Source organism: Streptomyces sp. NPDC004134, from assembly GCF_042874195.1.
Lineage (GTDB): Bacteria > Actinomycetota > Actinomycetes > Streptomycetales > Streptomycetaceae > Streptomyces.
In genome coordinates, this window is the sequence record NZ_JBIAMS010000008.1 from 55,999 (window position 1) to 81,470 (window position 25,472).

General features: G+C 73.6%; 26 protein-coding genes, 2 tRNA genes, 1 pseudogene and 1 riboswitch. Of the genes and pseudogenes, 9 read left to right on the forward strand and 20 right to left on the reverse strand.

What is annotated here, in order from left to right; all coding sequences use genetic code 11:
• Positions 1–19 precede the first annotated feature (19 nt).
• The 3 genes from ACFYVJ_RS13285 to ACFYVJ_RS13295 form a co-directional block, all read right to left on the reverse strand.
• A complete protein-coding gene (locus ACFYVJ_RS13285) occupies positions 20–856 on the reverse strand; it encodes a YidC/Oxa1 family membrane protein insertase (RefSeq protein WP_388890061.1) in 837 nt (278 codons plus the stop codon).
• Positions 857–997: 141 nt separating this feature from the next.
• Positions 998–1,321: a DUF6412 domain-containing protein gene (locus ACFYVJ_RS13290; protein WP_388890063.1), complete on the reverse strand. Its 324-nt coding sequence runs from the start codon at positions 1,319–1,321 to the stop codon at positions 998–1,000.
• Positions 1,322–1,429: 108 nt separating this feature from the next.
• Positions 1,430–2,722, reverse strand: a complete 1,293-nt coding sequence (locus tag ACFYVJ_RS13295) for a DUF445 domain-containing protein (protein ID WP_388890065.1) — start codon at positions 2,720–2,722, stop codon at positions 1,430–1,432.
• Between the two features lie 156 nt (positions 2,723–2,878).
• Between ACFYVJ_RS13295 and ACFYVJ_RS13300 the strand changes: the two genes are divergently transcribed.
• The 3 genes from ACFYVJ_RS13300 (at position 2,879) to ACFYVJ_RS13310 (ending at position 6,444) form a co-directional block, all read left to right on the forward strand.
• Entirely contained in the window at positions 2,879–3,421 is a 543-nt protein-coding gene (locus ACFYVJ_RS13300) for a TetR/AcrR family transcriptional regulator (protein WP_388890068.1), read from the forward strand.
• A 72-nt stretch (positions 3,422–3,493) separates the two neighbouring features.
• Positions 3,494–5,077 (forward strand): MFS transporter, encoded by a 1,584-nt coding sequence (locus ACFYVJ_RS13305; protein ID WP_388890070.1) that lies wholly within the window; start codon positions 3,494–3,496, stop codon positions 5,075–5,077.
• A gap of 56 nt (positions 5,078–5,133) precedes the next feature.
• Positions 5,134–6,444 carry an SGNH/GDSL hydrolase family protein gene (locus ACFYVJ_RS13310; protein ID WP_388890072.1) on the forward strand — a complete coding sequence of 437 codons (1,311 nt, stop codon included), beginning with the start codon at positions 5,134–5,136 and terminating at the stop codon, positions 6,442–6,444.
• Positions 6,445–7,085: 641 nt separating this feature from the next.
• Here ACFYVJ_RS13310 and ACFYVJ_RS13315 read toward each other — a convergent pair.
• From ACFYVJ_RS13315 to ACFYVJ_RS13330, 4 genes and pseudogenes are all read right to left on the reverse strand, one after another.
• Positions 7,086–7,211: pseudogene (locus ACFYVJ_RS13315) on the reverse strand (DUF1707 domain-containing protein); the annotation flags it as partial.
• A 10-nt stretch (positions 7,212–7,221) separates the two neighbouring features.
• A complete protein-coding gene (locus ACFYVJ_RS13320) occupies positions 7,222–8,160 on the reverse strand; it encodes an ATP-binding cassette domain-containing protein (RefSeq protein WP_388890075.1) in 939 nt (312 codons plus the stop codon).
• Between the two features lie 32 nt (positions 8,161–8,192).
• Positions 8,193–9,008 carry an ABC transporter permease gene (locus ACFYVJ_RS13325; protein ID WP_388890078.1) on the reverse strand — a complete coding sequence of 272 codons (816 nt, stop codon included), beginning with the start codon at positions 9,006–9,008 and terminating at the stop codon, positions 8,193–8,195.
• On the reverse strand, positions 9,001–9,846 hold the full coding sequence (locus tag ACFYVJ_RS13330; RefSeq protein ID WP_388890080.1) for an ABC transporter permease: 846 nt from the start codon (positions 9,844–9,846) through the stop codon (positions 9,001–9,003). Before ACFYVJ_RS13330 ends, ACFYVJ_RS13325 begins: the two co-directional genes overlap by 8 nt.
• Before the next feature lie 184 nt (positions 9,847–10,030).
• Here ACFYVJ_RS13330 and ACFYVJ_RS13335 point away from each other — a divergent pair, with 184 nt between their 5' ends.
• Entirely contained in the window at positions 10,031–12,232 is a 2,202-nt protein-coding gene (locus tag ACFYVJ_RS13335; RefSeq protein ID WP_388890082.1) for a transglycosylase domain-containing protein, read from the forward strand.
• Between the two features lie 42 nt (positions 12,233–12,274).
• On the opposite strand, the gene ACFYVJ_RS13340 is transcribed toward ACFYVJ_RS13335, so the two are convergent.
• The 3 genes from ACFYVJ_RS13340 to ACFYVJ_RS13350 form a co-directional block, all read right to left on the reverse strand.
• The gene (locus tag ACFYVJ_RS13340; RefSeq protein WP_388890084.1) at positions 12,275–12,595 is read right to left on the reverse strand and encodes a DMT family transporter; all 321 of its coding nucleotides are present in this window, start codon (positions 12,593–12,595) and stop codon (positions 12,275–12,277) included.
• Positions 12,596–12,625: 30 nt separating this feature from the next.
• Positions 12,626–12,690: riboswitch (guanidine-III (ykkC-III) riboswitch) on the reverse strand.
• A 98-nt stretch (positions 12,691–12,788) separates the two neighbouring features.
• Positions 12,789–13,091, reverse strand: a complete 303-nt coding sequence (locus ACFYVJ_RS13345; RefSeq protein ID WP_101426562.1) for a co-chaperone GroES — start codon at positions 13,089–13,091, stop codon at positions 12,789–12,791.
• Positions 13,092–13,146: 55 nt separating this feature from the next.
• On the reverse strand, positions 13,147–13,491 hold the full coding sequence (locus ACFYVJ_RS13350; protein WP_388890087.1) for a DUF3618 domain-containing protein: 345 nt from the start codon (positions 13,489–13,491) through the stop codon (positions 13,147–13,149).
• A 102-nt stretch (positions 13,492–13,593) separates the two neighbouring features.
• On the opposite strand from ACFYVJ_RS13350, the gene bcp reads away from it, so the two are divergent.
• On the forward strand, positions 13,594–14,073 hold the full coding sequence (gene bcp, locus ACFYVJ_RS13355) for a thioredoxin-dependent thiol peroxidase (protein WP_388890090.1): 480 nt from the start codon (positions 13,594–13,596) through the stop codon (positions 14,071–14,073).
• Here bcp and ACFYVJ_RS13360 read toward each other — a convergent pair.
• The 4 genes from ACFYVJ_RS13360 to ACFYVJ_RS13375 all read right to left on the reverse strand — a co-directional run bounded on the left by ACFYVJ_RS13360 (position 14,057) and on the right by ACFYVJ_RS13375 (position 17,703).
• Positions 14,057–14,701, reverse strand: coding sequence for a class F sortase (locus ACFYVJ_RS13360; protein WP_388890092.1), 645 nt, complete (start codon positions 14,699–14,701; stop codon positions 14,057–14,059). The two genes, bcp and ACFYVJ_RS13360, sit on opposite strands and share 17 nt — an antisense overlap.
• Entirely contained in the window at positions 14,691–15,290 is a 600-nt protein-coding gene (locus ACFYVJ_RS13365; RefSeq protein WP_388890094.1) for a hypothetical protein, read from the reverse strand. Before ACFYVJ_RS13365 ends, ACFYVJ_RS13360 begins: the two co-directional genes overlap by 11 nt.
• A gap of 139 nt (positions 15,291–15,429) precedes the next feature.
• Positions 15,430–16,209 (reverse strand): HAD-IIA family hydrolase, encoded by a 780-nt coding sequence (locus ACFYVJ_RS13370; RefSeq protein ID WP_101424360.1) that lies wholly within the window; start codon positions 16,207–16,209, stop codon positions 15,430–15,432.
• 213 nt (positions 16,210–16,422) lie between these two features.
• Positions 16,423–17,703 (reverse strand): hypothetical protein, encoded by a 1,281-nt coding sequence (locus ACFYVJ_RS13375; protein ID WP_388890097.1) that lies wholly within the window; start codon positions 17,701–17,703, stop codon positions 16,423–16,425.
• A 173-nt stretch (positions 17,704–17,876) separates the two neighbouring features.
• On the opposite strand from ACFYVJ_RS13375, the gene ACFYVJ_RS13380 reads away from it, so the two are divergent.
• Both ACFYVJ_RS13380 and ACFYVJ_RS13385 read left to right on the forward strand, forming a co-directional pair.
• Positions 17,877–18,974, forward strand: coding sequence for a Gfo/Idh/MocA family oxidoreductase (locus tag ACFYVJ_RS13380; RefSeq protein WP_388890100.1), 1,098 nt, complete (start codon positions 17,877–17,879; stop codon positions 18,972–18,974).
• Between the two features lie 48 nt (positions 18,975–19,022).
• Positions 19,023–19,096 (forward strand) — tRNA-Lys (locus ACFYVJ_RS13385).
• 56 nt (positions 19,097–19,152) lie between these two features.
• Here the strand turns inward: ACFYVJ_RS13385 and ACFYVJ_RS13390 are convergent.
• Positions 19,153–20,355: a nucleoside/nucleotide kinase family protein gene (locus ACFYVJ_RS13390; protein WP_388890102.1), complete on the reverse strand. Its 1,203-nt coding sequence runs from the start codon at positions 20,353–20,355 to the stop codon at positions 19,153–19,155.
• A gap of 76 nt (positions 20,356–20,431) precedes the next feature.
• On the opposite strand from ACFYVJ_RS13390, the gene ACFYVJ_RS13395 reads away from it, so the two are divergent.
• Positions 20,432–20,516 (forward strand) — tRNA-Leu (locus tag ACFYVJ_RS13395).
• A 252-nt stretch (positions 20,517–20,768) separates the two neighbouring features.
• On the opposite strand, the gene ACFYVJ_RS13400 is transcribed toward ACFYVJ_RS13395, so the two are convergent.
• The 5 genes from ACFYVJ_RS13400 to ehuB form a co-directional block, all read right to left on the reverse strand.
• A complete protein-coding gene (locus ACFYVJ_RS13400) occupies positions 20,769–21,569 on the reverse strand; it encodes an IclR family transcriptional regulator (RefSeq protein ID WP_388890422.1) in 801 nt (266 codons plus the stop codon).
• Between the two features lie 177 nt (positions 21,570–21,746).
• Positions 21,747–22,517, reverse strand: coding sequence for an ectoine/hydroxyectoine ABC transporter ATP-binding protein EhuA (gene ehuA, locus ACFYVJ_RS13405; RefSeq protein WP_101424364.1), 771 nt, complete (start codon positions 22,515–22,517; stop codon positions 21,747–21,749).
• 22 nt (positions 22,518–22,539) lie between these two features.
• Positions 22,540–23,193: an ectoine/hydroxyectoine ABC transporter permease subunit EhuD gene (gene ehuD / locus ACFYVJ_RS13410; RefSeq protein WP_388890105.1), complete on the reverse strand. Its 654-nt coding sequence runs from the start codon at positions 23,191–23,193 to the stop codon at positions 22,540–22,542.
• Entirely contained in the window at positions 23,190–23,936 is a 747-nt protein-coding gene (ehuC, locus tag ACFYVJ_RS13415) for an ectoine/hydroxyectoine ABC transporter permease subunit EhuC (protein ID WP_388890107.1), read from the reverse strand. The genes ehuD and ehuC overlap by 4 nt, the downstream gene beginning before the upstream one ends.
• A complete protein-coding gene (ehuB, locus tag ACFYVJ_RS13420) occupies positions 23,936–24,853 on the reverse strand; it encodes an ectoine/hydroxyectoine ABC transporter substrate-binding protein EhuB (RefSeq protein WP_388890109.1) in 918 nt (305 codons plus the stop codon). The genes ehuC and ehuB overlap by 1 nt, the downstream gene beginning before the upstream one ends.
• 97 nt (positions 24,854–24,950) lie before the next feature.
• On the opposite strand from ehuB, the gene ACFYVJ_RS13425 reads away from it, so the two are divergent.
• Positions 24,951–25,451, forward strand: coding sequence for a DUF3830 family protein (locus ACFYVJ_RS13425; RefSeq protein WP_388890112.1), 501 nt, complete (start codon positions 24,951–24,953; stop codon positions 25,449–25,451).
• The last annotated feature ends 21 nt before the right edge of the window (positions 25,452–25,472 follow it).

Here is a 25,472-nt window from a genome sequence, read left to right on the forward strand (position 1 = left end):
ATCATCCGTTGACCGCTGTTCATTCCGCAATACCCTGTTCAGCCCGTGGACCCGGGTGGCGGTAGAGGAGGGTGCGTTCCGCGGCGGTCCAGGCGGTGGTGGTCGCCAGGTAGAGTCCCGCGGCCAGCGGCACGATCGCGGCCGTCACCAGGGTGCCGAAGGAGAGCAGGGGGAGCCAGCGGGTCAGCCCCGCGGCGGGGCCCGGGAGTTCGAGCGGCGGCGGGGCGGCGGGCTGCGCCTTCCTGCCCTTCTGCCCGCTCTTCCCGTTCTTCCCGGCTTTCGCGTTCTTCGCGGCCGCCGCCTTCCGTATGGCCTCCGCCTCCGCCTTGCGCTCGGCCATCATCCGGCGGCTGCGCCAGAACGTGTACGCGGCCACCCCCGCGATCACCGCGAAGAGCCCCGCGTAGACCATCCCGTGCGCCCCGAACACCCCGCCGTCGGCGAGCGCGTCGGACCACCGCCCGCCCAGCGGGGCACCGAGCAGGGTGTGGGTGAGCAGGTCGTGGTCGTGGCCGGTGAAGAGCCGGTACATCACCATGAACACCGGGATCTGCAGCACCATCGGGCCGCAGCCCGCCAGCGGCGAGGCGCCGGCCTCCGCGTACGTCTCGGTGAGCGCGCGGCGCAGCCGCTCGGGGTCGTGCCGGTGCCTGGCCTGGATCTCCGCCACCTGCGGCGCGAGATCCCTGCGCACCCGGTCGCCGCGCGCGGCGGCCCGCGCGAGGGGGTGCAGGGCGAGGCGTACGCACAGGGTGAAGACGATGATCGCGACGCCGGTGGCGGAGGCGCCGAAGAGGGGGTCGAGGGTGTCGGCGAGGCTGGACAGAAGGGAGGAGAGCGCGCCGAATACGGACATGGAAGGGCTCCACAGATCTCGTCGTGCCGGAAGAGGGGCGGCGTGACGAGCCGTGCGGGGCGCCCGGCGGGGCGCGGCGTCGCGGGGGCAGCGGGCAGCGCGAACGGGCTGCGGGCTGCGGGCGGGCTGCGCCGGTGGCGCCTACACGGCCGTCGGCAGGCGACGGCCGGGTGCCCGGGGCCGCGGGCGGCCCGCGGCATCGGGGTCCCGCTGGGGCAGGAACGCGGTGCGCAGCGCGCGTTCGCGCAGCGCGGTGCGGATGCCGGCGGCGGACGCGGGCGGCGCGGCGGCGGCGCAGAGCGCGAGGCCGGCGAGCAGCGTCAGGGCGGCGGACGCGGCGGAGGCCGCGGCACCGGCGAGGCCGGTGGCGACGCCCGTCTCGTCGAGCACGATGTCGGCGGCGAGGAGGAGCAGGGCGACGGCGACCATGCGCCAGCGCGTGGCGGCATCGAGGATGCGGAGCATCGGGCCGTCCTCCCTTCCGTTCGCCGTCCCGTATTTCGCCGTCCCGTATGAGGCGTACGCGACGTCTGCGCGCATCCTAACGCGCCACCGGTGCGGACCGGCCCCCGCTCAGCCCGCGACCGCCCGGTACACCGTGTAGATGACCAGCCCCGCGAGCGAGCCCACCACCGTGCCGTTGATGCGGATGAACTGCAGGTCCCGGCCGATGTTTGCCTCGATCTTGCGCGACGTCTGGTCCGCGTCCCAGCCCGCGACCGTGTCCGAGATCAGCGAGGTGATCTGGTGCTGGTACGTCGTCACCACATGCGTCGCGACGTCCTCCGCCCAGCCGTCGGCCTTCGCCTGCAGCCGCTCGTCCGCCGCCATCCGCTGCCCGAACGACAGCAGCGCCGCCCGGGCCCGCAGCCGCAGCTCGCTGCGCTCGTCGTCGGCGGCGCCGACGATCATGCCGCGCAGCGACGTCCACGCCGAGGCGATGAAGTCCTGCACCTCGTCGCGGGCCAGGATCTCGCCCTTGAGCCGCTCGACGCGCGCCCGGGTCGGGGTGTCGCCCTGGAGGTCGGCGGCGAAGTCGGAGAGGAACCGGTCGAGCGCGCCGCGCGCCGGGTGCTCGGGCGAGTCGCGCATCTCGCCGATGAACCGCAGCAGTTCCTTGTAGACCCGCTCGCCGACCCGGCGGTCGACGAACCTCGGGGTCCAGCCGGGCGCGCCGCCGGCGACGGCGCCGACGACCGAGGGCCCGTTGAGGATGAGCCAGGACTCGGCGCGCTCGCAGACCAGGTCCACGACGCGGCGGTGGCCGCCGTCCGCGACGATCTTCTCCAGCAGCTTGCCGAGCCCCGGGCCGACCTCCAGGGCGGCGGCCCGGCGGTTGATGGCCTCGCCGACGACGGCCTGCACGTCGTTGTCCCGCAGCACGGTCAGCGCGCCGCGCAGCACGGTCGACGCCTCGGCGGTGACGCGGTCGGCGTTGTCGGGCTCGGCGAGCCAGCCGCCGACGCGGCTGCCGAGGCCGAGGGCGTGCAGCCGGGCGCGTACGACGTCCGCCGAGAGGAAGTTCTCGCCGACGAAGTCGCCGAGGCTCTGGCCGAGCTGGTCCTTCTTGGTGGGGATGATCGCGGTGTGCGGGATGGGCAGCCCGAGGGGCCGCTTGAAGAGCGCCGTGACCGCGAACCAGTCCGCCAGCGCGCCGACCATGCCCGCCTCCGCCGCCGCGGCGACATAGCCCGACCAGGCGCCGGCCCCGTTGTGCTGCGCCCAGCGGGCGAGGGCGAAGACCACGGCGGCCAGCAGCAGCAGGCCGGTGGCGATGGTCTTCATCCGGCGCACGCCGCGCCGCTTCTCCGCGTCGGCGTCCGTGTAGGCAAAGCCACCCGGTCCGTCCGCTGCCGGCAGATCCATCGCGCTCCGTCCGCTCACGCCGTTCCCCGAAGGCCATTGTCCCCGGGCCCGGCACCATCTTTCACTTCAGGAACGGATCGCGGCTTCCCGGTGTGCCGGGCGAGGCCGGGCGGCGCGTCCCGTAACTTTACCTTCCGGATGGTAAAGTTACGTTCCATGCGACCCAGCTCCCGCACCCAGCTCCTCGAAGCCGCCGTCCGCGTGGTCGAACGCGCGGGGATCACCGCGCTCACGCTCGACGCCGTCGCGGCCGAGGCCGGGCTGACCAAGCCCGGGCTGATGTACCACTTCCCCAACCGCGACGCGCTGCTGCTGGCGATCCAGCGGCATCTGACCGAGACGCTGGACGAGCATCTCCGCGCCGAGCTGGGCAAGCCGTTCGAGGAGGCCACCGCCCGCGAGCGGGCCGCGGCCTACGTGCGGTGCTGCGGGCAGAGCGGCGGGACGGCGGACTTCGTCTTCATGGTCGCGTCCGCGACCCGGCCGGAGCTGGCGCGGGTCTGGGACGAGTTCGCGGACCGCTGGGCGCCCGAGCCGCCGGGGCCAGAACCGGATCCGGAGGCCGTCGACCTGTTCCTGGCCCGGGTGGCGGCGGACGGGCTGTGGCTGTTCCACGCCACCGCGCAGTCCACGCTCGCCCCCGGGGTGGAAGAGGCGGTGCGCAGGCGGCTCGCCGCGCTGACCGACCCGGCGTCCTGACGCCCGCCCGCGCACGTACACACGCGCACGTACACACGCGCACGTACACACAGGCAGAAAGCAAGGTGCTCCATGGTCAAGGCGCGACGCTGGTGGGTGCTCGCGACCGTCTCGGCGGGACTGCTGCTGATCTCGCTCGACGTGACGATCCTCTACACGGCCCTGCCCACCCTCACCGCCGACCTCGATGCCGACGCGTCCGCGAAGCTCTGGATCATCAACGCCTACCCGCTGGTGATGGCCGGGCTGCTGCTGGGCGCCGGGACGCTGGGCGACCGCGTAGGCCACAAGCGGATGTTCCTGATCGGGCTCGTCCTCTTCGGCGCGGCGTCCACCCTGGCCGCGTTCGCGCCCTCGGCGGCGGTGCTGATCGGGGCCCGCGCGTTCCTCGCGGTCGGTGCCGCGGCGATGATGCCCGCGACGCTGGCGCTGGTCAGGCTCACCTTCGACGACGAGCGCGAGCGCGGCATCGCCATCGGCATCTGGGGCACGATCGCCGTCGTCGGCGCGGCGCTCGGGCCGGTCGCGGGCGGGCTGCTGCTCGCCCACTTCTGGTGGGGCTCGGTCTTCCTCGTGAACGTCCCCGTGGTGCTGGCGGCTCTCGTCGCCACCGCGGTGCTGGCGCCCGGCGGCTCCGGCAGCAAGGACCGGCCGTGGGACCCGGTGGCCTCGGTGCAGGTGATGGCGGGGCTCGTCGGCCTGGTGTACGCGATCAAGGAGGGCGCCCGGCCGGAGCCCGACCCGGTGCACATCGCCGCGGCGCTGCTCGTCTCGGCCGCCGGGTTCACCGTCTTCGTACGCCGCCAGCGCACCCGCGCGTACCCGCTGATCGACTTCGCGCTCTTCCGCAACCGGCAGTTGCTCGCCGGGGTCCTCGGCGCCGGGCTCGCGATGTTCGCCACCGCGGGCGTCGAGCTGATCCTCGCCCAGCGCCTCCAGCTCGTGCTCGACCTCAGCCCGCTGCACGCCGGGCTGGTCGTCGCCAGCGCGGCCATCGGCGCGATCCCGGCGGGCGTCGTCGTCGGCGGCCTGGTCTACCGCGTGCCCGCGCGGCACCTCATCGGCGGCGGCCTGCTCGCCGGCGCCGCCGGCGTCGTGCTGACCCTGCTGCTCACGCCGGGCATCGGCCCGCTGCTGGGCGCGGGGCGGGCCGCGGGCTGGGTCGTGCCCGGCGTGATCCTGACCGGTCTGGGGCTCGGCGCGGTCATGACCGCGGCCTCGGCCGCGATCATCGGCGGGGCGCCGCCGCACCGGGCGGGCATGGCGTCGTCGGTGGAGGAGGTCTCGTTCGAACTGGGCAGCCTCACCGGCGTGGCCGTCCTGGGCAGCGTCCTGACCGCCGTCTACACCGCCACCGTCGACCTGCCCGCGGGCGCTCCCGAGGCGGCCTCCGACAGCATCGACGAGGCCCGCGCGGTCGCCGGTGAACTCCCGCCGGACGGCTCGCGGTCGCTGCTGGAGAGCGCCGCCTCGGCCTTCGACAACGGCTATACGCTCACGCTGGTCATCACCATCGCCGTGCTCGCCGCCGGCGGCGTCGCCGCCCGGCTCCTCCTCGGCCACCGCACCGCCACCGCCGCGCCGGAGGACGAGCCCCCCGGCGGCGGCCCTGCCGACGCCGGGGCTGTGACCGGAACGCCTCCCTCCCCTCGCTAGGATGGCGGACCGCCCAAGACGGCGCGTACGACGAACTCCCGGGGGAGCAGGCTGACGTGAGGAACAGGACGGGCTACGCCGTGCTCGCCGCCCTGGTGGCGGTCGTGGCGCTGCTCGTCGCCGGCGTCCACGCCCTCACCCACCGCCCCGGCGCGCCCGCGCCCCCGGGTGCCGGCGGCAGCGCGGACGCCGCCGCCCCCGCGTCCGTCGGCGGCTGGGCCGGGACCTGGGCCGCCGCGCAGGCCGCGGCCGAGCCGGGCACCCGCGACGGCTTCGCGGGCATGTCCATACGCAACGTGGTGCACACCTCCATCGGCGGCGCCCGGGCGCGGATACAACTGTCCAACGAGTACGGCGAAACGCCGCTGACCCTCACCCGCGCCAGCGTCGCCGTCGCCGCCGGGGCCGGCGCCCCGGCGGCGCAGCCGGAGACGATGCGGCCGCTGACCTTCGGCGGCGCCGGCGAGGTGACGATCCCCGCCGGCCGGACCGCGACCAGCGACCCCGTACGGCTGCGGGTGCCGGCCGACTCCGACCTGCTGGTGACGACGTACGCGCCGGCGCCGGCCGGCCCGGTCACGTACCACCCGCACGCGCTGCAGACCTCCTACCTGGCCGCCGGCGACCACACCCGGGACGCCGAAGGGGCCGTGTACGACCGGGAGTTCCGGTCCTGGCGCTACGTCACCGCCGTCGACGTCTGGAGCGAGCACGCCACCGGCGCCGTCGCCGTCCTCGGCGACTCGCTCACCGACGGCACCACCTCCACCCCCGGCGCCAACCGCCGCTGGACCGACTACCTCGCCGTCCGCCTGCGCGAGGAGCCCGGCGCCCCGCGCTACGGGGTGCTCAACCTCGGCCTCAGCGGCAACCGGATCCTCACCGACGGCGGCACCGAGTTCCCCGGCAACGGCCCCTCCGGGCTCAACCGCCTCGACCGCGACGTGCTCTCCCGCACCGGCGTCAAGGCGGTCGTCGTCGAACTGGGCATCAACGACATCCTCAAGTCCCCCGCGACCGCCGACGCGGACGCCATCGTCGCCGGGCTGCGCGAGACCGCCCGGCAGTCCCGCGACCGGGGCCTCAGGGTGCTCGGCGCGACGCTGATGCCGTTCCGGGGGCACCCGGCGTACACGCCGCGGGCGGAGCGCGTACGGCAGCAGGTCAACGAGGTGATACGGGCGGGCGGCGTCTTCGACGCGGTCCTCGACTTCGACGCCGCCCTGCGCGACCCCGAGCGGCCCGCGCGCCTGCACCCGGCGTACGACTCGGGCGACCATCTGCACCTGACGGACCTGGGCTTCCACGAGATGGCCCTGACCCTGGACCCCGCGGACCTCAAGCCCCGCGCCCAGGCCGTGCTCTGACCCGGCGGACCGGGCAAGTCCCGCGCTACTCCAGCCGCTTGCGGCGCTCCTCGCGCGCGAGGCGCCGCTCCTCCCTGGCCAGCCGCCTCCGCGCGCCTGGCCGCCTCCGCCTCCGCGCGCCTGGCCGCCTCCGCCTCCGCGCGCCTGGCCGCCTTCGTCTTCTTCCGGCTGGTCCCCACGCCGCCCCAGAAGGCGAACCCGGTGAGCGTGACCCGCGGGGCGCCGGGGGTGTGGGGGACACCGGTCTGGGAGTGGTCGAAGCCGCCCATGATGCCGATGCCGCGCACTTCGAGCGCCATGTCGGGCGGCAGGATGACGTGGGCGCCGCCCATGAGGGAGATGCAGCGGATCTCCACCTCGGCGGCCTCGAAGTCCGCCTCGCGCAGGTCCAGTTCGCCGCCGCCCCAGAACGAGAACATCGTGAAGCGCCGCGGCACCGTCCAGGCACCCTTGCGCTGGAAGCCGCTCATGATCGCGATGCCCCGGTGCGACGTCGCCTCGCCGCCGACGCGGCCGGCCCAGCCGGACGCGGGCCGGGGCGCGGGGGCCGCCTCGCGCGGCGCGGCCACGGTGCCCGCGGCGGGCAGGTCGCGGGTGAGCGGTTCGAGCTGGGCGTACGTCTTCGCCTGGTACGTCTCCTCCAGCCGCTCCTCGAACTCGTCCATGGCGAGCCGGCCCTCCGCCAGCGCGTCACGCAGGATGTCGGCGACCCGTTCCCGGTCGGCGTCCGAGGCGCGCAGCTCCGGCAGATGCTCATCGCTCGTCATGGCATCGAGCTTATGCGTACATGCGGGCGATGACGTCTTCGATGTCGGGCTCCCGCACCGAGAGATCCACCAGCGGCCACCGCGCGGCCACCTCCGCGACGAGCGGCGCCGCGCTCGCCCCCGCCGGGAACGCGAGCCACTGCCGCGGGCCCTCCACCTTCACCGTGCGGCAGCCGTCGAGGTCGATGGGCGGCAGCTCGCGCTCCAGGTCGACGACGAGCATCCGCTCGCTCTCGCCGACCGCGTGCAGCCCGTCGAGGCCGCCGTCGTACATCAGCCGGCCGTGGTCGATGACCATGACCCGCTTGCAGAGCTGCTCGATGTCGGACAGGTCGTGCGTGGTGAGCAGCACGGTCGTGCCGCGCTCCGCGTTCAGCTCGCGCAGGAACTCCCGCACCTTCGCCTTGCTCAGCACGTCAAGGCCGATCGTCGGCTCGTCCAGGTACAGCACCTCGGGGTCGTGCAGCAGGGCGGCGGCGATGTCGCCGCGCATCCGCTGGCCGAGCGAGAGCTGCCGCACCGGCACCTCCAGCAGGTCGCCGAGGCCCAGCAGTTCGGTGCAGCGCTCCAGGTTCTCGCGGTAGCGGTCGTCGGGTATGCGGTACATGCGGTGCATCACCCGGTACGAGTCGAGCAGCGGCAGGTCCCACCACAGGGTGGTGCGCTGGCCGAAGACGACGCCGATGCGCCGGGCCAGCCTCGTCCGCTCGCGCGCCGGGTCGATGCCCGCGACGCGCAGCCGGCCGCCGCTGGGGGTGAGGATGCCGGTGAGCATCTTGATGGTGGTGGACTTGCCCGCGCCGTTGGGGCCGATGTAGCCGACCATCTCGCCGCGGGGCACGGAGAAGCTGATGCCGCCGACGGCGCGCACCTCGTGCCGCGCACGGCGCAGCCGGCCCGCCCGGCGGCGTACGACGAAGACCTTCTCCAGGTCCTCGACCTCGATCACGTGCCCCTCCTTCGCGTCGTGTGCACCTCGCGTCAGCTCCCCGTGCTGCGGTAGCCGCGCAGCCCCGTGCGCCACGCCAGCCCGGCCAGCGCGCAGCACGCGGCGGCCACCAGCGGCGAGGCGAAGTCCACCCAGCCCGGCAGGCCCAGCGGGTCGTCCCGGCCGAGGATGTGCAGGGCGGGCAGCCAGTTGACGAAGGCCAGCGGCACGGCGAACGTCACGCCGCGCACCAGCTCCTTGCTGAAGATCGTCGGCGGGTACTGGGTCAGCGTGTTGCCGCCGTACGTGAAGGAGTTCTGCACCTCGGCCGCGTCCGTGGCCCAGAACTGGAAGGCCGCGCCGCACGCGAACACCGCCCCGTAGATCGCCGTCCCCGACAGCACCATCACCGGGACCAGCAGCACCGAGACCGGCGTCCACGCCACGCCTTCCAGCGCCGTCAGCGACCAGACCAGCACGATCAGCCCCTGCAGCACCCGGCCGATCCGGCGCAGCGCGAAGCGGTCGGCGGCTATCTGCGCGAACACCGGCACCGGCCGGACCAGCAGCGTGTCCATCGTGCCGTCGCGGATCCGGCTGCCGACCCGGTCCAGGTTGCCCAGCAGCAGGTCGGCCAGGCCCAGGGAGGTGGAGGTGGTGCCATAGAGGAGCGCGACCTCGGCGAAGGTGAAGCCGCCGAGCACGTCGGTGTGCGAGAACATGATCGCGATCGCGGCGAAGTCGGCGGCGGTCATCAGCAGGTTGCCGAGCGCGGTGATGGCGAACGACATGCGGTACGTCATCGTCGTACGCACCCACATGGCGACGATCAGCCCGTACCCCCGCACCCCACCGGCCAGGTCAGCCACCCTGCACCACCACCTTGCGGGTGGCGAGCGCCTGCATCGCCCGCCCGGCGGCCAGCAGCGCCACCGCCCACGCCGTCTGGAACGCCAGCGCCCCGGCGAGGCCCGCGCCGGTGTGCCGGCCGAGCAGCACGTCGGCGGGGACCTGGAGCATCGCCGCCCACGGCAGCGCCTGCGCGATGTCGCCGGCGGCGCCGGGGAAGACGGTCAGCGGCAGCAGGGTGCCGGACAGGAGCATCGCCACCAGCGAGTTCATCAGGTTGATCCCCTGGCCGTCGAGCAGCCAGAACGCGGCGAGGCCGACCAGGTAGCGGATGGCGAAGCTCACCACGCAGCCCAGCGTCACGGAGAGCAGGAAGAGCAGCCAGGTGTGCGCCGCCGTGGGCAGCGCCAGCTCGAACGCCAGCGCGCCCACCGCCATCGGCACGACGCCGCGGCCGAGCAGTTGGAACGCGGCCCGGCCCATGTCGTGGGCGCACCACCAGAGCTGCAGGTCCGCGGGCCGGTAGAGGTCCACGGCCACGTCGCCGGAGCGGATGCGCTCCTGGAGGTCCTCCTGGAAGCCGTAGCCGAGGAGGGCGGCGGGCGCCAGCAGCGCCTGGCCGATCCAGACGAAGGTGAGCGCCTGCGCCTGGTCGTAGCCGCCGAGCTGCGGGCGCTCGTGCCAGAGCGCGATGAAGGTGTACGCCAGGATGAAGCCGAAGACGGTGTTGGTGAAGACGCCGGCGGCGGTGGCCGCGCGGTACGTCGAGAACCGGCGGAAGCCGCCGGCGGCCACCAGCCCGTAGAGCCGCAGTGCCTGCACGGCGGGTGCGTCCCGCAGGGCCTCGGACCCGCGCATGCTCCCGCCACCCCCGCTCTCCCCGGGGGCTCCGCCGATGAGCCCCACGCACAAAGAGCCCGACTCTAGTCCAGTCGGGTTGAGGACTGCGACCGATTATCCACACCTACTGGATATCTGCATTCTTAATGACAAACTGCTCGCAAGTGTCATATCGGATGACGGATCGAGCCACGGACGGCAGATGAGCCACACGGAGATGCGACAGGGCACCCGGAGCTTCGGCCCTCAGGCGGAGCCGGAGGACGCCGAGCGTACGGACCTCGAACCGGCGCCCCCGCCTACCGGCCGCCCCGCGCAGCCCCGCCGGCGGCGCACGTACCGCAGGACCTGGTGGAAGGTGCTGCTGGGCGCCGCGATGCTGACGGTGGCGCTGGCCTCGGGCGCGTTCGCCGTCGGCTATCTGACCGTCGACATCCCGCGGCCCAACGACATGGCGACCGCGCAGAGCAACCACTACTTCTACGCCGACGGCACCAAGCTCGCCGACAAGGGCGAGGTCGACCGCGAGAGCGTGGAGTTGCGGCGCATCCCCGACCACGTGCGGATGGCCGTCCTGGCCGCCGAGGACCGCGAGTTCTACTCCGACTCCGCGGTCAACCCGATGGCCATGGTCAGGGCCGGCTTCAACACCCTGACCGGCAAGGGCACCCAGTCGGGCTCGACCATCACCCAGCAGTACGTGAAGAACTACTACCTCGACCAGGAGCAGACGATCAGCCGCAAGCTCCGCGAGGCGTTCATCGCCATCAAGCTGGACCGCGAGGTCACCAAGGACGACGTCCTGGAGGGCTACCTCAACACCAGCTACTTCGGCCGCAACGCCTACGGCGTGCAGGCCGCCGCCCAGGCGTACTACGACAAGGACGTCGAGGAACTGACCGTCGCCGAGGGCGCGTTCCTCGCGACGCTGCTCCAGGCCCCGAGCACGTACGACGTGGCCGTGCACCCCGACAACCGGCCCGCCGCCGAGGCCCGCTGGAACTACGTCCTGGACGGCATGGTCAAGGAGGGCTGGCTCGCGCCCGGCAGCCGCGGCAGCCTCGAGTTCCCCGTGCCCGAGCCGTCCCGGCTCGACCCCGGCCTGTCCGGGCAGCGCGGCTACCTCGTCGAGGCCATCAACAGCTACCTCACCGAGCACCGCATCATCGACGAGAAGACCCTCGCCGCCGGCGGCTTCCGGATCGTCACCACGCTCCAGCCCGAGAAGCAGGACGCCTTCGTCGGCGCCGTGGAGGAGCAACTGACGTACCAGCTCGACCCGGAGTCCAACCCCGCCGACGCCTACGTGCGCGTCGGCGGCGCCTCCATCGACGTCGCCAGCGGCAAGGTCGTCGCGCTCTACGGCGGCACCGACTACACCCAGCAGTACGTCAGCAACGCCACCCGCCGCGACTACCAGGCCGGCTCCACCTTCAAGCCGTTCGTCTTCGCCGCCGCCGTGCAGGAGAAGGCGAAGAACTGGGAGGGCAAGCGGATCACGCCGCGGACGATGTACGACGGCGACACCGACCGCCGGGTGATCGGCAAGAAGGGCAAGGCGCTCCGCTACGCGCCGAGCAACCAGGACGAGGTCTCGTACGGCCGCCTCAACGTCGCCGACGCCACCAACGAGTCGGTCAACTCCGTCTACGCGCAGATGGCCCAGGACGTCGGCCCCAAGAAGGTCCGCGGCACCGCCGTCCGCCTCGGCCTGCCGTCCGCCACCCCGGAGCTGAAGGCCCACCCCTCCATCGGCCTCGGCACCGCCACCCCCAGCGCGCTCGACCTCGCGCAGGCGTACGCCACCCTCGCCGGCCACGGCGACCACGGCGGCTACCGGCTCGTGAACGAACTCAGCCGCAACGGCGAGATCTTCCAGCTCCCGCCGCGGCGCCCGCACCCCGTGGTCTCCCGCGACGCGGCGGACGCGACGACGGCGATGCTGCAGAACGTCGTCGAGAACGGCTCAGGCGAGGAGGCGCAGATCGCCGAACGCCCCGCGGCCGGCAAGACCGGCACCGGCGAGCACGACCGCTCGGCGTGGTTCGCGGGCTACACCCCGGAGCTGGCGACGGTGGTCGGCGTGATGGGGCAGGACCCGGAGACGGGCGCGCAGAAGTCGCTGCACGGGGTGCTGGGGGAGGACCGGATCAGCGGCGGCGGGGTGCCGGCGAAGATCTGGGGCGCGTACACGCGGGACGCGCTGTGGGACGTGCCCGCGAGCGACTTCGACCTGGAGGTCAGCCACCGGCAGCGGATGCCGTACGTGCCGCCCCCGGCGCCGGACCCGGCCCCCCTGCCGCTGCCCGCGCCCGCCCCGGCGGCGCTCCCGGCACCGCCGGTGCCGGCCGCGCCGCCGGTCCCCGCGGCACCCGCGGGCGCGGCACCGCCGGTGCCGCAGTAGGGAGCGGTCGGCGGAGCGGGGCAGGCAGGGGACGTACCGGGATCAGTGCCCCGACGTCGCCTTCAGCCCGACCACCGCGACCAGCAGCAGGGCGACGAAGAACACCCGCGCCACCGTCGCGGGCTCGCCCAGCACCGCCATGCCGAGCAGCGCCGCGCCGCCGGCGCCGATGCCCACCCACACGCCGTACGCGGTGCCGATGGGCAGGGTCTTCGCGGCCTGCGCGAGCAGCATCATGCTCGCGGCGATGCCGGCGATGGTGAACACGCTCGGCCACAGGCGGGTGAAGCCTTCGGTGTACTTCATGCCTATCGCCCAGCCCACTTCGAGCAGACCGGCGACGAGCAGCAGAATCCAGGCCATGAGACGGACCTCCGTAGTCGGACTGACGGGGGTGCGTCGTCTTTGCGTGACCCGGTACGGCGCGTCTCGTCGGGTTACTCCAACCGTAGCAAGCCGCGGGAGAAGACCGCCGGGGTGCCTCTGCCGGAGCCGGCGGAGGCGGCCGTCACGGAACGCGGCCGTGACGGACGGCGGCCGTGAGGGACGGCGGCCGTTACAGGTACAGGCCGGTCGAGTCCTCCGTGCCCTCCAGCCGCTCCGAGGCAACCGCGTGCAGGTCGCGCTCGCGCAGCAGCACGTAGCCCACGCCCCGCACCTCGACCTCGCCGCGGTCCTCCGGGTCGAACAGCACCCGGTCGCCCGGCTCGACCGTCCGCACGTTCTGCCCCGTGGCCACCACTTCTGCCCAGGTCAGCCGGCGGCCCACGGCCGCGGTCGCGGGGATGACGATGCCGCCGCTCGACCGGCGCTCGCCCTCCGCGGTGTCGGTGCGGACGAGCACCCGGTCGTGGAGCATCCGGATGGGCAGCTTGTCGTGGGGCGTATTCACGGACCCGACGGTACCCGCGCCGCTAGCGGCGCCGTCGCCTGCCCCGGGTCTTCCCCGGCCGCCGCGAGCCCAGCGCCAGCAGCCCGGCCACCGCCACAAGGGTCACCGCGACCGGCACGATGCGCTCCATCCGGGGGCCGCCGTCGGGCGAGACGAGCACGCCGCGGGCGCTGTCGACGGCGCGGTTCGCGACCACGAACGCCTGCCCCGCGGTGCGGTCCACCGCACCCTTCGTCCGGGCCCTGGCCTCGTCCACCAGGTTCTTGGGGCTCACCCGCAGCGAGATCTCGTCGAGTGTCGCGGCGAGATCCTGCCGCCGGCGGGCGATGTCCGCCTCGATCTGCGCGGGAGTCCTGCCGTCCGACACCGCGGTGCCTCCGTCCTCGCCGTCCGTCTGCTTTTCGACAGTCTGTCAGCCGTTACGCTCGGGTGCGACATCCGCCCCGCACCGAGGAGTAGGGAAAGCACCATGAGCGAGCGACTGCAGCCCGGCGACACCGCCCCCGACTTCACCCTGCCCGACGCGGATGGCAAGGATGTGTCCCTCGCCGGCCACCGCGGCCGCAAGGTCATCGTCTACTTCTACCCGGCCGCGCTCACCCCGGGCTGCACCAAGCAGGCGTGCGACTTCACCGACAACCTCGACCTGCTCGCCGGCGCCGGCTACGACGTCATCGGCGTCTCGCCCGACAAGCCGGCGAAGCTGGCGAAGTTCCGGGAGAAGGAGTCGCTGAGGGTGACGCTCGTGGGCGACCCCGACAAGGCGGTGCTGGAGGCGTACGGCGCCTTCGGCGAGAAGAAGCTCTACGGAAAGACGGTGACCGGCGTCATCCGCTCCACCGTCGTCGTCGACGAGGACGGCAAGGTCGAGCGGGCGCTGTACAACGTCAAGGCCACCGGTCATGTCGCAAAGCTCCTCAAGGATCTCGACGTCACTTCGCCTGCGTGAGATAGCCGGAGACCACCAGGTTTCCGGTGTAGCTCCTGGCCATCGACTCGTACGCGCCGCCGCAGGTGAGCAGGCGGATCTCGGCCCGGCCGCGCTTGTGCTGCCCGTAGACGCGCTGGGCGTCGAAGCCGTCCTTGGCGACGGTCTCCACCCGCTCCACCGTGAACACCGCGGTCCTGCCGTCCGCGCGCGACACCGTGACCTCCTCGCCGGGGCGCACGTCGCCGAGGCGGTAGAACACCGCCGGCCTGGCGCGGGTGTCCATGTGCCCGACGAAGACCGCGACGCCGGCCGCGCCGGGCCGGGCGCCGCCGCGGTACCAGCCGATCTCGTTCGCGTTGCCGAACGGCGGCGCCGCCACCGCGCCGTCCCCGTCGAGCCCGCGGCTGATCACCGGGCCCTCGACCCCGACCGACGGCACCGCGACGCCCGCGGGCACCGAGCCGGGCAACGGCCGGGCCGCCGGGGGCCCGTCGCGTAGCACCTGCGCGGCGGCGGCGCCGTCGGAGACCGCGCCGCCGCCGTCCCCTTCGCCCAGGTCGCGGCCCCAGAGCGCCAGGCCGAGCAGGAGCACGCCCCAGGCGGCCGCCGTGACGAGACCGGGGCGGCGGGCGGGCTTATCGGCCATCGGGGGTGCCGCCGTCCGGGGTGCCGGACGCGGTGGTGCGCGTCCGGCGGCGTACGAAGGTGACGGCCAGGACCGCCGCGCCGCCGCCGACGAGGGCGAGGGGCAGGACGGGCACCGTGCCCTTCTTCTCCCGGGCCTGCGCCCGGATCGTGTCCGTCTTCTTCGCCGTGCCGCCGCCGCCCGCGGTCACCGGCGACCAGGGCTGGTGGTGCCAGTTGTTCTTCCAGTGGTCCGGACGCTGGTGCCGCTCCTCCACCACCACCCGGCCGCGCGCCACCCGCTTGCCGCCGTCGCAGTCGACCCACACCGGGTACGTACCGGCCTGCGCGGTCCACTTGATCTTCCCGCGGCCGGTGAGCCCGCCGAAGTTCTCCGGCCGCAGGTTCACCGGCGCCTCGAACGCCTCCGAGGCCGCCGACGCGAAGTCGCCCCGGCAGGCGCCGGTGCTCACCTGGACCGGATCGCCGCGCTGCACGCGGTACGGCGTCACCGTCACCTCGCCCTGCGCGAACGCGTCGGTGGCACAGGAGACGGCGCCGCCGCCCGTCAGCAGAAGCACGGCGGCGAGGCAGACACGGACCGGGCGCATGGGACCTCCGGGAGCTCTCACTCCCAGGGTCGCGAGGCGGGCGGCCGGCGCATCCGCAGGGCGGCGGCGCTACGCCGATCCGGTCGCCGCCCACCCGAACGGCGGGTGCGGGCTTGCCCGCGGCCCGCCGCGCGCGGGGTCAGATCAGCTCGACCAGGTCGGCGATCGAGTCGACGATGTGCGAGGGCCGGTACGGGAAGCGCTCCACCTGGTCCGCCCGGGTGAGCCCGGTCAGCACCAGATACGTCTCCATGCCCGCCTCGAGCCCGGCCAGCACGTCGGTGTCCATCCGGTCGCCGATCATCGCGGTCGACTCGGAGTGGGCGCCGATCTGGTTGAGCCCGGCGCGCATCATCAGCGGGTTCGGCTTGCCGACGAAGTACGGCTCCTTGCCGGTCGCCTTGGTGATGAGCGCGGCGACGGCGCCGGTGGCGGGCAGCGGGCCCTCGGTGGACGGGCCGGTCTGGTCCGGGTTGGTGGCGATGAAGCGGGCACCGTTCTCGATCAGCCGGATGGCCTTCGTCAGCGCCTCGAAGCTGTACGTGCGGGTCTCGCCGAGGACGACGTAGTCGGGTCGGTGGTCGCTGAGCACGTAGCCGTGGTCGTGCAGCGCGGTGGTGAGCCCGGCCTCGCCGATGACGTACGCGGTGCCGCCGGGGCGCTGGTCGTCGAGGAACTTGGCGGTGGCGAGGGCGGAGGTCCAGATGTTCTGCACGGGCACGTCGAGGCCGATGCGGGAGAGGCGGGCGTGCAGGTCGCCGGGGGTGTAGATGGAGTTGTTGGTGAGCACGAGGAAGGGCTTGCCGGAGTCGCGCAGCCGCTTGATGAAGGCGTCGGCGCCGGGGATCGGGATGCCTTCGTGCATGAGCACCCCGTCCATGTCCGTCAGCCAGGACTCGACCGGCATGCGCTCCGCCATCTGCTCTCTCCAACCGGTGCCTTCGGGAACGGGGTCACCAGCCTAGACGCAGGAGCGGCGGGACTGAGGGGGGCGGAGGGAGAAGAGTGGGGGAGGGGGTGGGGTCGGGTGGTTCGGGGGTGGGTTGGTGCGGTGCTTCGGGGACGGGGTCGCCGGGCTGGATGCGGGAGTGGCGGGATCGAGGGGGCACGGGGTCAGCTCTGGAGGACCGGGTCAGGGGTGGGGTGGGTCGGGTGGGTTTCGGGGGGTGCGGCGTCGGCGGTGGGCGGTGCGGAGGAGGGCGGCGCCGAGGAGGAGGGAGCCGGTTGCCGCGGCGGCCGCGGCTGTTGCCGACCCGCCCGTGGCCGCGAGGCTCTCCGGCATGGGGGCGGTACCGGGGAGCCGGGGCGGGGCGGGCGTTGCGTCGCCGGGCCACTGCGGTACGGGGGCGCCCTTCGGCGCCGGGGGCGTGGCCGGCGTACCCCGTGGGCCAGGTGCCGGCGGTACGTCCGGCGCTCCCGGTGCCGCCGGAAGGCCAGGGGCTGCCGGGCTCCCCGGCGCTTCCGGTGCCGCCGGTACGTCAGGTGCCCCCGGGCTCCCGGGCGTTCCCGGCGCTCCCGTGGACCCCGGTGTCCCCGGCGCTTCCGATCCTCCCCGCGCCCGCGGCGTCCCCGGCGTCCCCGGCGTTCCCCTCCCCGGCGCTCTGGGCGAACCCGGCGCCTCCGGCGTGCTCCGCGCTTCCGGCGGGCCGCTCTCCGCCCGGGGCTCCCGTCTCTCCGGGCCCCCGCTCTCCCGCGGCCCGGGCGGTTCCCGGTGGCGTCGTGGGCGCTGCGGTGTCGCTCCCTCCTCCGGCTCCGCGGGGCGCTTCGTCGCGTCCTCCGGTTCCCCCGTCCCGCCGCAGCACCGCCGCCCCGGCTCGATGCCCGTCTCGTAGTCCTTCGACTGCCCCACCCACTCGCCGTCGTCCCCGCGCCGCTGCACCGTCGTCACGTTCAGCGTCACCCGCCCCGGCGGAGCGCCCTGCGCGAAGCCGACCCGTAGCCGCACCTCCCGGCTCTCGCCCGCCCGCAGCACGAAGCCGCGGGAGCCGCCCGCGAACACCCCCGCGCTCTCGTCCGCGCCCGTCCGCTCGAAGGCCACCGGCCGCCAGCGCCGTGCTTCCTCGTCGTGGAACTCCAGCCGGATGTCGGCAGGGCGCAGCCGCCCGCCGGCCTCGTGGCCGACCACGACCACGGGGTGGACGTCGCGGCAGGCCCCGGCGGAGGCGTTGTGCAGCCGGAGCGTCAGCCCGCCCCGGGAGCCGCCGGCCCGGAGCGCGGCGCCGTCGCCGTGCAGCGCCGTCCGCACGGGGAAGCGGCCGGCCCCGGGGTCGCCGCAGCGCGGCGCGAACGCCCGTCCCGGCGGCGGCTCCTGGGCCGCCGCCGCGCCGCCCCCGACGGCCCCGGCGGGGGTGACGGGGCAGAGGAAGAGGGCTGCGGCGGCGGCCGTGACGGCGAAGGCAGAGCGCGGTCCCATGCTCGCGACCGTGCCACGGTCCCCGCACCGGCGATCGGCGAGGCGACTCCGAACGGCTCAACGCCCGCCCTCATGACGCCCGTCCGGGGCAACCCCCCGGCCCGTGAGGACAGCGCTGCGCCAACCCCCGCCCGCCCCTGGCGCGCCGCGGGCCGTGTGGTTGAGTGACGGCCATGGATGGCACCCCTGGCACCCCCCTGCGCGTCGGTCTCTTCGGTTACGGACTCGCCGGGTCCGTCTTCCACGCCCCGCTCGTCGCGGCCACGGACGGGCTGGTGCTCGACACCGTCGTCACCGGCGACCCCGAGCGGCAGAAGCAGGTGCGCGCCGCGTACCCGGACGCCACCACCGTCGCCACCGCGGACGACCTCCTCGCCCGCGCCGACCGCCTCGACCTCGCCGTCGTCGCCTCTCCCAACCGCACCCACGTGCCGCTGGCCACCGCCGCGCTGGAGGCCGGTCTGCCGGTCGTCGTGGACAAGCCGCTGGCCGCCACCGCCGCCGAGGCCGGCGAACTGGCCACCCTCGCCGACGCTCGCGGGCTGCTCCTCTCCGCCTTCCACAACCGCCGCTGGGACAACGACTTCCGCACTCTCGCCGCGCTCCTCGCCGACGGCTCCCTCGGCGACGTCCACCGCTTCGAGTCCCGCTTCGAGCGCTGGCGCCCCGCGCTGCGCGGCGGCTGGCGCGACTCCGCCGACCCGGCGGACGTCGGCGGGCTGCTGTACGACCTGGGCAGCCACCTCGTCGACCAGGCGCTGACCCTCTTCGGCCCGGTGACCTCCGTCTACGCCGAGTCCGACGCCCGCCGGGCGGGCTCGGTGGTGGACGACGACGACTTCGTCGCGCTGGTGCACGCCGGAGGCGTCCGTACGCACCTGTGGATGACCGCGATGGCCCCGCAGCTCGGGCCGCGCTTCCGGGTGCTGGGCAGCCGCGCCGGCTACGTGAAGTACGGGCTCGACCCGCAGGAGGCGGCGCTGCGCGACGGCCGCCGCCCGGGGGACGGGGACGGGACCTGGGGCGCGGAAGCGGAGTCCGCGTGGGGCCGCCTCGGCGCGGGGGAGTCCCCGCTCACCGGCGGCGGCGAACCCGTGCCCACCCTGCCGGGCGCCTACCCCGCGTACTACGCGGGCATCGTCGAGGCCCTGCGCACCGGCACGCCTCCGCCGGTCACCGCCGCGGAGGCCGTGGCGACGCTGCGGGTGCTGGAGGCGGCCCGCCGCTCGGCGGCGGAGGGCCGGGTCGTACGGCTCCCGGACGGTGCCTGAGCACCCCCGCAGAGCCGGTATGCTTGACGGCGTCGTGCAAGACGACCTGCGCCGCTAGCTCAGTTGGTTAGAGCAGCTGACTCTTAATCAGCGGGTCCGGGGTTCGAGTCCCTGGCGGCGTACGCACCCCGAAGAGCCCGGGCCGGAAGGCCCGGGCTCTTCGCGTGTCCGCGGGCCCTCAGCCGAGGCGGTACGCCCCCGCCGCGACGGCGTCGCGCACGGCGGCGGCGGTCGCCTCGGGCGGCTGGCCGCCGGTGTCCAGCGCGTGTGCCTCGTACGGGCCGAGGTCGGCGAACTCCCGGTGCATCGCCCGTACGGGCTCGGGGTCGGTCAGCGCGTCGGGTCCGGTGCGGGCGGTGGCGCGGGCCAGCGTCGTGCGCTCGTCGGGGCGCAGGACGACGTAGTGCAGGGGGACGCCGGCGGCGCGGGCGGCGGCGCGGTAGGCGTCGACGAACCAGGGTCCTACGACGCCGTCGAGCACGACGCGGAAGCCGCCGGCGGCGTACCGGGCCGCGGCGCCCGCGGCGACGGCGACGACGGTCTCGTTCTGGTGCCGGGCGGCGGGCAGGTAGGGGGCGATGCCGCCGCGGGCGATGAACGCCCAGAAGTCGTCGGTGTGGAGGTGGACGCTGGGTTCGGCCTCGCCGGCGAGGAGCCGGGCCACGGTGGTCTTGCCGGCCCCGGGCGGCCCGCTGACGACGAGGATGTCGCCGAGCGGGTGGCCGGCGGCGGCGTCCCCGGCTTCGCCCGGGTCGTCTGCCACCACCACGCGGTCGGCCCGCCCGCGGGACGCCTTCACCAGGTCGGCGTTGGGTGCGTCGTTCGCGTCGATCCAGGCGCGGGAGGCGGCCGCGGTACGGCCGAAGCCCACGTGCCGCGCCATCAGCCGCGCGTCGCGTACGGCGTCCGGGGCGTCGACGTACCAGACCCCGGCCATCAGCTCCCGCGCCTCGCGCCAGCCGGGGAGGTCGCAGGCGAGGTAGTTGCCCTCGGTGACGATCAGCCGGGTGCCGGGCGGGACGTGGTGCCGGGCGGCGACGGGCTCGTCGAGGGCGCGGTCGAAGTCCGGTACGTACACCTCGGCTCCGGGCTCCTCCGCGAGCCGGCGCAGGAGGGCGGCGTAGCCGGCGGCGTCGAAGCTCGGCTCGGAGCCCTTGCGGTCGCGCAGGCCGAGGCGGTCGAGCTGGGCGTTGGAGAGGTGGAAGCCGTCGAGCGGCACGTACGCGGCGGCGCCGGCTCCGTGCCGCGCGCGCAGCGCGGCGACGAGCGCGCGGGCCAGCGTCGACTTCCCGGCCCCGGGCGCCCCCGCGAGCCCCAGCACGGCCCTCGGCCCCCCGCCGAGAAGCGCCCACGCATCGTCGGCCAGCAGTTCGCTACGCATGGCCGCACCCTACGACGCCGGGCCCAACCCGCCGTATCCGGGCCGCGATCGGGGGACGGGTAACATTCCGGGCGGAGCGGCGGTGGCGCAATGGCTGACGCAGCAGACTTAGGATCTGTGGCCCCTGACAGGGCTTGAGGGTTCGAATCCCTCCCGCCGCACGCGACCCGCTGCGCGGGCACGGCGGCGACGGCGGCGCGGTCTCGCCGCGCGTGCGCGGGATTCGAAGCCCGGCGGCCGGGGCGGGGGCGGGACGCACCGCGCCTGCGGCGCAGGGCCTACGGACCAGGACAGCACCCGCCCGTGCGCCCGGCACCTGGGTGCCGGTGTGCGGGCCCGGATCCCGGCGGGCCGCTCGGTTCGCCCGCCACCTGCTCTGTCCGGCCGGGGCTGCCCGTCCGCCGCATCCAGTGCTACAGCGACAGGGCCAGCAGCAGGTTCGCCGCCTCCCTGTTCAGCCTTTCCGCCGCCGCGCGCAGGCGGTGGGTCTGGGCCACCGGGAGGGACAGGGCCACGCAGCCTATGTCCAGGCCCGCCGTGAGGGGGACCGCCGCGCAGACCGTGCCGACCGCGTACTCCTGGAGGTCCAGGGTCGGGACCGTGGCCACCTGGCGGTCCAGGGCGGCCAGGACCGCCGCCTCGCTCGTGATCGTGCGGGACGTCAGCCGCGCCGCGCGGTGGCGGGAGAGGTGGTCGCGGCGGGCGTCGTGGTCCAGTTGGGTCAGGAGGCACTTGCCTATCGCCGTCGCGTGCGCCGCCGAGCGGAAGTCCACCCACTCGTTCACCCGCGGCGTCCCCGGCGCGTCCGCGATCTGCGTGACGCGGACCTCCCCGTCCTCGTACCGGCCGAGGTATATCGCCGCCCGCGTCGCCTTCCGCAGCTCGTTCATCTCCCGCTGCAGCTTGTCGTGCACCGCCCGCGTCCTGCTCCCGCCCGCGCCGAGCAGCGCCACCGCCTCGCCGATGGTGTACGAGCCGTCCTCCAGCCGCTCCAGGTAGCGCTGCCTGCGCAGCGTCAGCAGCAGATGCGCCAGGGGCCCGGGCGGCAGGCCGGTCTCGCGGGCGAGCCGGGCGACTGGCACCCCCTCGCCGCCGTGCCGGGCCGCGGACTCCAGCACGCGGAGAGCGTGCCCTACGGAGGGGAAGGACGCCGCGGGTTCGTCCGTCGGCTCGGACCGCCGGCCCGGGGGCTGGTCCCCGGGAGGCGGGTGCAGGACCGCCACGTGGTCTCCCTGAAGTGTCTCCTCAGGTGTTCCCCGCTTTCCCCGCCGTCAGGCCCCGGAAGCCCCCTCCTCCCCGTAGTTGTCCGTATCTCACTGCTCTCCCGGGAAGCACGCCGGCGGGCGTCCTCCGTGACCGGAGGGCGCCCGCCGGATGGCGTCCGCCGCGTCTCAGAGGATCGCGTTCAGGAACTGCTGCGTACGCTCGTTCTCCGGCTCGCTGAAGATCTTCTCCGGCGGCCCGGACTCGATGATCTTTCCGGCGTCGAACATCAGCACGTCGTCGGAGATGTCCCGGGCGAAGTTCATCTCGTGGGTGACGCACAGCATCGTGATGTCCGTCGTCTGCGCGATGTCCCGCAGCAGGTCGAGCACGCCCGCCACCAGCTCCGGGTCCAGCGCCGAGGTGACCTCGTCCAGCAGCAGCACCTGCGGCCGCATCGCCAGCGCGCGGGCGATCGCCACGCGCTGCTGCTGGCCGCCGGAGAGCTGGGTGGGGTACTTGTCGATGTGCTCGGTGAGGCCCACCAGCTCCAGCAGCTCCCGCGCGCGGGTCTCCGCCTCGTCCTTCCCCATCCCCAGCACGTGCACCGGGGCCTCGGTGATGTTCCGCATCACCTTCATGTTCGGGAAGAGGTTGAACTGCTGGAACACCATGCCGATGTTCTTGCGCACCTCGCGGATGTGGTTCTCGCCCGCCGGCTCCAGCTTGCCGTTGCGCTCCTCGTGGAAGAGGTAGTCGTCGTTGACCTTGATGGTGCCGCTGTCCGGCTTCACCAGGGTCATCAGCAGCCGCAGGATCGTCGTCTTGCCGGATCCCGAGGGGCCGATGAGCGTCACGTGCTTGCCCGACGAGACGTCGAAGCACAGGTCGTCCAGGACGACGTTGTCGCCGAACCGCTTGGTCACGTTGTGGAAGCGGATCAGCTCGCTGCCGTCCACGGGCGGGTTCTCGGTGGCGGACTCAGGTGTTGTTGACAAGGCGACGCTCCAGGACTCGGATCAAGAGGGAAGCGGGGTACGCGATCACGATGAACGCCACGCCCACGACGGTGATGGCCTCGGTGGTGAAGGTCTCGTTGCTGAACTGCCGGGCCTCGCCGAGCATGTCCAGCGCGCCGATGACGGCGATCATCGGCGAGTCCTTGAGCATCGCGACCACGTAGTTGCCCAGCGCGGGCACCACCCGGCGGATGGCCTGCGGCAGGATCACGGACGACCACGTCCGGCCGCGCGACAGGCTCAGCGCCTTCGCCGCCTCCCACTGGCCGACCGGCACGCCGTCGATGCCCGCGCGGTACACCTCGGCGGTGTACGTCGAGTAGTGCAGGCCCAGGCCGACGATGCCGGTGGTGAGCGGGGACATGGACGGACCCCACTGGGGCACCACGTAGAACAGGAAGAACAACTGCACCAGCAGCGGCGTGTTCCGTATGAACTCGGTGATCGCGGTCACCGGCCAGCGGACCCACCGCTGCGGCGCGCGCTGCGCCATGGCCCAGACCAGGCCGAGCGCGAAGGCGATCAGCGTGCCGAGCGCCAGGGCCTGGAGCGTGACGAGCACGCCGTCCCAGAACCGTGGCATGAAATCGTCGACGACCTCCCAGTCGAACGTCATCCCAGACCTCCAGCGCCTTGAGTGCTCGCCTGCATGGACTCACCGCTGGGGCTGAGCTTGCGGGAGAGCAAGCCCTTCCTCTTCTCCGGAGCCCGGCCCACCCCCGCTTTGGCCCGGCGCTCCAGCATCCGCATGAGGCGGGTGAGGATGAACGCGAGAATGAAGTACAGGACCAGCAGCAGCGTGTAGATCGGCGCGCTCTCGTTCTTCGCCAGCCGCAGCAGGTTCCCGGCGAACGTCATGTCGGCGACGGCGATGACCGACACCAGCGACGTGCCCTTCAACAGCTCGATCAGGAGGTTGTTGAACGGCGGGATCATCTCGGGCCACGCCTGCGGCAGCTCTATTCGCCGCAGCCGCTGCCAGCGGGTGAAGCTGAGCGCGATGCCCGCCTCCCGCTGCGCCGCGGGCACCGCCGCCAGCGCGCCGCGGACGATCTCGGAGCCGTACGCGCCGTAGGTCAGGCCGAGGGCCAGGGTGCCGGACCACAGCGGCACGAACTGCCAGCCGAGCATCAGTGGCACCGCGAAGGCCATCCAGAACATGAAGATCAGCGCGGACATGCCGCGGAAGATCTCGAAGTACGCGCCCGCCAGGAACCGCACGATCCAGAACCGCGAGGTCCGCAGCGTACCGATGACGAACGCCACGACGGCGGACAGCACCGCGCTGTAGACCAGCACCTGGACCGTGACCCAGATGCCCGGGAGGAACCACTCCCGGAAGAACTCCCAGCTCATCATCAGGGACAGAGCTCCTTCACCGTCAGGTCCGTCATCTCCCGTTCGGTGAAGCCGAAGGGCTTGACGATACGCAGGAGCTCGCCGCTGTCCTTGAGCTTGTGCAGCTCCGTGTTGAAGGCGTCGCGCAGGTTCTTCTCCGAGAGCCGGAACGCGAAGCCGCCCGCGCCGTACGCGGGCTCGCCGTCGACGATCGGCTGGAAGGGCTTCGTGCCCTCCGCCCGGTTGGAGCCCCTGACCGCGTTGTTCACGGTGACGCTCGTGCCGGCGAAGGCGTCCACGCGGCCCTGCTCGACGGCCTCCAGGCCGGCCACCTGGTCCGGCAGGACCAGGACCTCCTTGACGCCGTTGGCCTTCGCGTAGTCGATCTCGGCGTACGCGGTGCCGCTGGCCAGCTTCAGGCCCTTCTCGGCGATGTCCTTGTAATCCCCGATGCCGTGCGGGTTGCCCTTCTTCACGATGAAGGCGTCCAGCATCAGGTAATCGGGGTCGGCGAAGAGCACCTGGGCACACCTGTCCGGGTTGATGTACATTCCCGCGGACACCACGTCGAACAGCGCCACCTTGAGTCCCGGGATCAGCGCACCGAACTCCACCGGCACGGGTTCGATCTTCGGAATCCCCAGGCGCTTGAAGACCACCTCGGCGATGGCCGGTGCCTCCCCGACGGCGTCGCCGTCCTCGTTGATATAGCCGAAGGGCACCTCGCCGGCGATGCCGACCTTGACGACGCCGCGGTCCCGCAGCTCTTCGAGCAGGTCACCCCCTTCGACGGTGCCGTCCGCCTCGGCCGTCCGGCTGCAACCGGCGGCTCCGCCGATCGCGCCGGCCGCGCCGACGGCGGCGGCTGATGCGAGCAGCGTGCGGCGCCTCAGCCCGCCCGGCCCGCTTCTCGTCTCGTTCTCACCACGTAGAACCATGGGCGCGCGGCTACCCGTCCCCGCCGAAGTTATGCGGGTCGGTTCCGGCCGGTGATCCTCCCGTTATCGTGGGATACACCGAACGAGGGAGTGGTGCATGTCTGCACGATTTGTCGAAGTCTCTCTGGCCAAGCGGGACGTCCGCTGCACGGCGAAACTGCTCGACGACAGAGCCCCCATGACCTGCGCCGCGGTCTGGAACGCGCTACCGCTCGGCGGCGACGTCTACCACGCGAAATACGCCCGCAACGAGATCTACGCCCTGCTCCCCGCGTTCGCGCCCGCCGAGCCGCCGCTGGAGAACCCCACGGTCACCCCCATCCCCGGGGACCTGTGCTACTTCAGCTTCACCGACACCGTGCTCGGCACCGCCAGCTACGGCTACGAGACCGAGGCCAAGCACCAGGGCCGCGCCAGCGTCGTCGACCTCGCGCTCTTCTACGAGCGGAACAACCTGCTCATCAACGGCGACACCGGCTGGGTCCCCGGCATCGTGTGGGGCTCGGTCGTGGAGGGGCTGGACGAGATGACCGCCGCCTGCCAGGACCTCTGGCGCGCCGGCGCGCTCGGCGAGACCCTCAACTTCCGCCGGCTCTGACCCGGACGGCGGTACGGGGCC

What these genes read in the sequence shown, in the direction of transcription:
- ACFYVJ_RS13285 (WP_388890061.1), bottom strand. Translation starts at nt 856, where the DNA reads ATGTCCGTATTCGGCGCGCTCTCCTCCCTTCTGTCCAGCCTCGCCGAC.
- ACFYVJ_RS13290 (WP_388890063.1), bottom strand. Translation starts at nt 1,321, where the DNA reads ATGCTCCGCATCCTCGATGCCGCCACGCGCTGGCGCATGGTCGCCGTC.
- ACFYVJ_RS13295 (WP_388890065.1), bottom strand. Translation starts at nt 2,722, where the DNA reads ATGGATCTGCCGGCAGCGGACGGACCGGGTGGCTTTGCCTACACGGAC.
- ACFYVJ_RS13300 (WP_388890068.1), top strand. Translation starts at nt 2,879, where the DNA reads ATGCGACCCAGCTCCCGCACCCAGCTCCTCGAAGCCGCCGTCCGCGTG.
- ACFYVJ_RS13305 (WP_388890070.1), top strand. Translation starts at nt 3,494, where the DNA reads ATGGTCAAGGCGCGACGCTGGTGGGTGCTCGCGACCGTCTCGGCGGGA.
- ACFYVJ_RS13330 (WP_388890080.1), bottom strand. Translation starts at nt 9,846, where the DNA reads ATGCGCGGGTCCGAGGCCCTGCGGGACGCACCCGCCGTGCAGGCACTG.
- ACFYVJ_RS13335 (WP_388890082.1), top strand. Translation starts at nt 10,031, where the DNA reads ATGAGCCACACGGAGATGCGACAGGGCACCCGGAGCTTCGGCCCTCAG.
- ACFYVJ_RS13340 (WP_388890084.1), bottom strand. Translation starts at nt 12,595, where the DNA reads ATGGCCTGGATTCTGCTGCTCGTCGCCGGTCTGCTCGAAGTGGGCTGG.
- ACFYVJ_RS13345 (WP_101426562.1), bottom strand. Translation starts at nt 13,091, where the DNA reads ATGCTCCACGACCGGGTGCTCGTCCGCACCGACACCGCGGAGGGCGAG.
- bcp (WP_388890090.1), top strand. Translation starts at nt 13,594, where the DNA reads ATGAGCGAGCGACTGCAGCCCGGCGACACCGCCCCCGACTTCACCCTG.
- ACFYVJ_RS13360 (WP_388890092.1), bottom strand. Translation starts at nt 14,701, where the DNA reads ATGGCCGATAAGCCCGCCCGCCGCCCCGGTCTCGTCACGGCGGCCGCC.
- ACFYVJ_RS13365 (WP_388890094.1), bottom strand. Translation starts at nt 15,290, where the DNA reads ATGCGCCCGGTCCGTGTCTGCCTCGCCGCCGTGCTTCTGCTGACGGGC.
- ACFYVJ_RS13370 (WP_101424360.1), bottom strand. Translation starts at nt 16,209, where the DNA reads ATGGCGGAGCGCATGCCGGTCGAGTCCTGGCTGACGGACATGGACGGG.
- ACFYVJ_RS13375 (WP_388890097.1), bottom strand. Translation starts at nt 17,703, where the DNA reads ATGGGACCGCGCTCTGCCTTCGCCGTCACGGCCGCCGCCGCAGCCCTC.
- ACFYVJ_RS13380 (WP_388890100.1), top strand. Translation starts at nt 17,877, where the DNA reads ATGGATGGCACCCCTGGCACCCCCCTGCGCGTCGGTCTCTTCGGTTAC.
- ACFYVJ_RS13390 (WP_388890102.1), bottom strand. Translation starts at nt 20,355, where the DNA reads ATGCGTAGCGAACTGCTGGCCGACGATGCGTGGGCGCTTCTCGGCGGG.
- ehuD (WP_388890105.1), bottom strand. Translation starts at nt 23,193, where the DNA reads ATGACGTTCGACTGGGAGGTCGTCGACGATTTCATGCCACGGTTCTGG.
- ehuC (WP_388890107.1), bottom strand. Translation starts at nt 23,936, where the DNA reads ATGATGAGCTGGGAGTTCTTCCGGGAGTGGTTCCTCCCGGGCATCTGG.
- ehuB (WP_388890109.1), bottom strand. Translation starts at nt 24,853, where the DNA reads ATGGTTCTACGTGGTGAGAACGAGACGAGAAGCGGGCCGGGCGGGCTG.
- ACFYVJ_RS13425 (WP_388890112.1), top strand. Translation starts at nt 24,951, where the DNA reads ATGTCTGCACGATTTGTCGAAGTCTCTCTGGCCAAGCGGGACGTCCGC.